This window comes from Streptomyces massasporeus (assembly GCF_014648995.1).
GTDB lineage: Bacteria > Actinomycetota > Actinomycetes > Streptomycetales > Streptomycetaceae > Streptomyces > Streptomyces massasporeus.
Window position 1 is genome coordinate 1 of record NZ_BMSE01000053.1, and the last position, 4582, is coordinate 4582.

Here is a 4582-nt window from a genome sequence, read left to right on the forward strand (position 1 = left end):
CCCGGTCAGGACCGCTTCTGGTTCATGTGGGACGACCTGGTGCGCGGCGCCATCGGCGCGATCGTGCTGGTCGACACGAGGAGGCTCGCCGACTGCTTCCCCGCCGTCGACTACTTCGAGAACTCGGGTCTGCCGTTCGTCATCGCGCTGAACGGCTTCGACGGCCAGCAGCCGTACACGCCGGACGAGGTCCGGGAAGCCCTCCAGATCGGTCCGGACACCCCGATCATCACGACCGACGCCCGCCACCGGGCCGACGCGAAGTCGGCGCTGATCACGCTGGTGGAGCACGCTCTGATGGCGCGCCTGCGGTAATCGCCCCGTGCGTCTTGCGGCCCCCGTTCCTCCTGTGGGAGGAGTGGGGGCCGCAGTGTTGTCCTGGGAGGGGGCGCGGTGAGCGCGGAGGCAGCGGCATTACGGCTGGGCACGACCGTGGCGAAGACGGCGGCCGACATCTGGCTGGGCGGCAGACGGCGGCAGCAGGAGCGGCAGCTGTCGCTGACGGAGCTGGTGCGGCTGCGGGTGCCGGGGCTACGGCTCCAGCGAAGCGTGGAGCGGCAGTTCGGGCAGATCACCGACGCGGTGTTCGACCGGCTGGAGCCGTATCTGGAACACGAGTTCCGCGGGCTGGACGAGGCCGGGCGGCAGGCCGTGATCGACGCGGTGTGCGACACGTTCGCGCGGGCGGACCTGTCGGACGAGGCCGTGTTCGCGGCGGACGCCCATCCGGCGGAGCTGATCAGGCGCCTCACCGGCTCGGTGCCCGCCCCGGTGGGGCTGAGTGAGGCGGAGACCCGGCTGTACGAGATGCTCTTCGCCGAGTGCGTCGAGTACTACGTACGGATCGTGCGGAGCCTGCCCGTCTTCGAGGAACGGGCGGCGGCCGAACTCCTGGCCCGGACGGCGACGCTCGGCACCGAGGTGGCCCGGCTCCTGGAGCGGCTTCCGGACCGCTCCCTGCTCGCGCCGGAGGGTACGGACCGGGACACGGCGTTCCGGCGCCGGTACCTGGAGCTGATCAGCCGTGACCTGGACGAGGTGGAGCTGTTCCGGCGTACGTCGGACCGGGCGGCGGGTCCACGGGTGCGGTTGTCGGTGGCGTACGTGAGCCTGCGGGCCACCGGGGACGACGGGTCCCGGCGCCGGGCCGTCCGCTCCCTGTCGCGGCTGCGGCCCGACATGAGCGACTGGGAGGAGGCCGGGGGCGAGAGCTCCGGGGTGCGGGTCGAGACCGGGCTCAGCGGTGCCTCGCGGGTGCTGCTGCGCGGCGAGGCGGGTTCGGGCAAGACGACCCTGCTGCGCTGGCTGGCCGTGACGGCCGCGCGAGGTGCCTTCTCCGGGGAGCTGGCCGACTGGAACGGCCTGACGCCCGTCCTGGTCAAGCTGCGGGAGTACAGCGGCCGCACCCCTCCGGCTCCCGACGCGATGCTCGACGGGGTCGCCGGGCCCCTCACCGGCATCATGCCGAAGGGCTGGGTGGAGCGGCAGCTCGACTCGGGCCGGGCCCTGCTGCTGATCGACGGCGTGGACGAGCTTCTCGACCGGGAGCGCCGGGCGGTCCGGGACTGGCTGCGCAAGCTCCTCGTGGCGTACGACGGGGTCCGCGTGGTGGTCACCTCCCGCCCGGCGGCGGCCGGCGCGGACTGGCTGCGCGGGGAGGACTTCACCGCGATGCACCTGGACCGCATGAGCCCGCCGGACCTGGCGGCCTTCGTACGGCAGTGGCACCAGGCGGTACGGGAGCTGGGCGCGGACCTGCCGTGTCCCGTGGACGACCTCCCCCTGTACGAGCAGTCCCTGCTGACCAGTCTGAAGGACCGCCCGCACCTCCAGTCGCTGGCGGGCACTCCCCTGCTGGCCGCGATGCTCTGCGCCATGCACCTCAACCGGGGCCGTCAACTGCCGCGCGACCGGATGGAGTTGTACCGGAACGCGCTGCACACCCTGGTCCACGACCGGGATGCCGACCGGAACGTGCCGAGCGCGGTGGACAGCAAGCTGAGCCTCAGCGACAAGCTCGTCATCCTGCGGGATCTGGCCTGGCGGCTGTCGGACAACAACCGCAGTGAGATCTCGGTGGAGCAGGCCGCCGTGCACGTCGGCGCGAAGCTGCGGGCGATGCGGCACCTGGACGGCATGGAGGGCGGACAGGTCCTGGACCAGTTGCGCCACCGGTCCGGCATCCTCCGCTCCCCCGCCGAGGCCCGCCTGGACTTCGTGCACCGCACCTTCCAGGAGTACCTCGCCTCGTCGGAGGCGGCCGAGGAGGACCGGATGGGCAACCTCGTCGAGCGGGCGCATCTGGATCTGTGGCGGGAGACCGTCATCATGGCGGCGGGCCATGCGAACGCGCGCCAGCGGGAGGAACTGCTGGGCGGCATCCTCGACCGGGCGGACCGGGAGCCCCGGCAGGCGCGGGTGCTGCGGCTGCTGGCGGCGTCCTGCCAGGAGACGTTGCCGGAGGTCTCCGACGGGCTGGCCGGGCGGTTGGAGGACGCGGTGTCGTGTCTCCTGCCCGCACGGCGTCCGACGGATCCGCCGGCGCTGGCGGCGGTGGGGTCGAGCCTGCTGCGGAGGCTGCCGAGTTCTCTGGGCGAGCTGACGGAGAAGTCTGCTGCGCAGACGGTGCGGACGGTGGCGTTGATCGGTGGGGGTGAGGCGCTGGGGTTGTTGGTGCGCTATGCGGAGGACGGCCGGGAGGGCGTGGTCGACGCGCTCATCGAGGCGTGGGGGTACTTCGACGCCGATGCCTATGCCGACCGGGTCCTGGCGGGCGTGGCGCTGGCGGGGCGCCGTGTCAAGGTCACCCACTCGGGGCAGTGGCGGGCCGTCGCCCGCCTGCCCGCCGTCGACAACCTGTGGATCAACCATCCCGTCACGGATCTCACGGTCCTCAGCGGACTGCACCCATTGAAGGAACTCACCCTGGTCGCGCTCCGCGGCGAGGTCGACCTCTCGCCGCTCGGGCCCCTGCACTCGCTGACCAGTCTGGGACTGAGCGGCTATGCGTCGCCGGCGAACCTCGACGTCCTGGGGGAACTCCCGGCTCTGGACACCCTCTACTTCGGAGCCGTGCCCCTGCCGGATCTCCGGGAGCTGTCTCTGGCGCCGGCACTGGAGTACCTGGGCCTGCTGAACTTCGACGCCTCCCTCGACCTCTCACCCCTGCGGCACGACCGGATCAGATGGCTGGGGCTGCTCGCCGGGAAGACCTGCCTGCCCCAGGGAACCCGCACCGGGCTGTCCGCGCTGCCCGGGCTGAGAACCCTGTTCCTCACGCACATCGACGTGGCCGCCTGGATGAAGACGGGATCGTTCCCGCCGGCCGGCCTGACGTATCTGAACATGACGGCGTGTGTCGTCCCCGACGACCCCACCGCGCTCGACTTCCCCGGCGTGCGCGTCGTCATCCGCTAGCACCGCACCACGGCCCCGCCCTCCCGAAGGAGGACGGGGCCGTCAGGGCGTGAAGGGGTCAGCGCCAGCTGTGCGGGGCGCGGAAGCCCGGCTCGCGTTCCAGGCGGCGCCAGCCCGCCTTGATGCGGCCGCGGTGGGCCGGGGTCGGGTCCGTGGGGCGGGCGGCGGCGCGGGCCAGGAGGATGGCCGTGATGGCGGCGACTTCCTCGGGCTCGGCGTGGCCCTTCTCGACGCGGATGTCAGCAGATTCCATGGGTGTCAGTCTCCGTGAGGAAGATGTCCGCAGGGTTACTGCGGCGGGTTGCCGTGCTTGCGGGACGGCAGGTCCGCGTGCTTGGTCTGGAGCATGGCGAGGGACTTGATGAGCACCTCGCGGGTCTCGGCGGGGTCGATGACGTCGTCGACCAGGCCGCGCTCGGCCGCGTAGTAGGGGTGCATCAGCTCGGACTTGTACTCCTTGACCATGCGGGCCCGCATGGCCTCGGGGTCCTCGGCCTCGGCGATCTGACGGCGGAAGATGACGTTGGCCGCGCCCTCCGCGCCCATGACCGCGATCTCGTTGGTCGGCCAGGCGTAGGTGAGGTCGGCACCGATGGACTGGCTGTCCATGACGATGTACGCACCTCCGTAGGCCTTGCGCAGGATCAGGGAGATCCTCGGCACGGTCGCGTTGCAGTAGGCGTAGAGGAGCTTCGCGCCGTGGCGGATGATGCCACCGTGCTCCTGGTCGACGCCCGGGAGGAAGCCGGGGACGTCCAGAAGAGTGATGATCGGGATGTTGAACGCATCGCACATCTGTACGAAGCGGGCCGCCTTCTCGGAGGCCTCGATGTCCAGCACACCCGCCAGGGCCTGCGGCTGGTTCGCCACGATGCCGACGACCTGGCCGTCCATCCGGCCGAGCGCGCAGATGATGTTGCGGGCCCAGCGCTCGTGGACCTCGAGGTAGTCGCCGTCGTCGACGATCTCCTCGATGACCTTGGCCATGTCGTACGGCCGGTTGCCGTCCGCCGGGACCAGGTCCAGGAGGACGTCCGAGCGGCGGTCGGCCGCGTCCGAGGGCTCGGTGCGGGGCGGGTTCTCGCGGTTGTTCTGCGGGAGCAGCGAGAGGAGGTAGCGGACCTCGGCGATGCAGGTCTCTTCGTCGTCGTAGGCGAAGTGGCAG

Annotated in this window: 4 protein-coding genes; 2 read left to right on the plus strand and 2 right to left on the minus strand. The window is 71.3% G+C overall.

Annotated elements, in window-relative coordinates; all coding sequences use genetic code 11:
• Positions 1-315 (plus strand): GTP-binding protein (locus IE153_RS41075; RefSeq protein ID WP_189594778.1); only part of this gene is annotated, 315 nt, incomplete at its 5' end.
• A gap of 78 nt (positions 316-393) precedes the next feature.
• Entirely contained in the window at positions 394-3417 is a 3024-nt protein-coding gene (locus IE153_RS41080) for an NACHT domain-containing protein (RefSeq protein WP_189594779.1), read from the plus strand.
• A 58-nt stretch (positions 3418-3475) separates the two neighbouring features.
• On the opposite strand, the gene IE153_RS41085 is transcribed toward IE153_RS41080, so the two are convergent.
• Positions 3476-3670: an acyl-CoA carboxylase subunit epsilon gene (locus IE153_RS41085; protein WP_142159151.1), complete on the minus strand. Its 195-nt coding sequence runs from the start codon at positions 3668-3670 to the stop codon at positions 3476-3478.
• Positions 3671-3705: 35 nt separating this feature from the next.
• Positions 3706-4582 (minus strand): acyl-CoA carboxylase subunit beta (locus IE153_RS41090; RefSeq protein ID WP_308432248.1); only part of this gene is annotated, 877 nt, incomplete at its 5' end.

Excerpts from the sequence above, each read along its gene's own strand:
- IE153_RS41085 (WP_142159151.1), bottom strand. The coding sequence starts at position 3,670 with ATGGAATCTGCTGACATCCGCGTCGAGAAGGGCCACGCCGAGCCCGAG.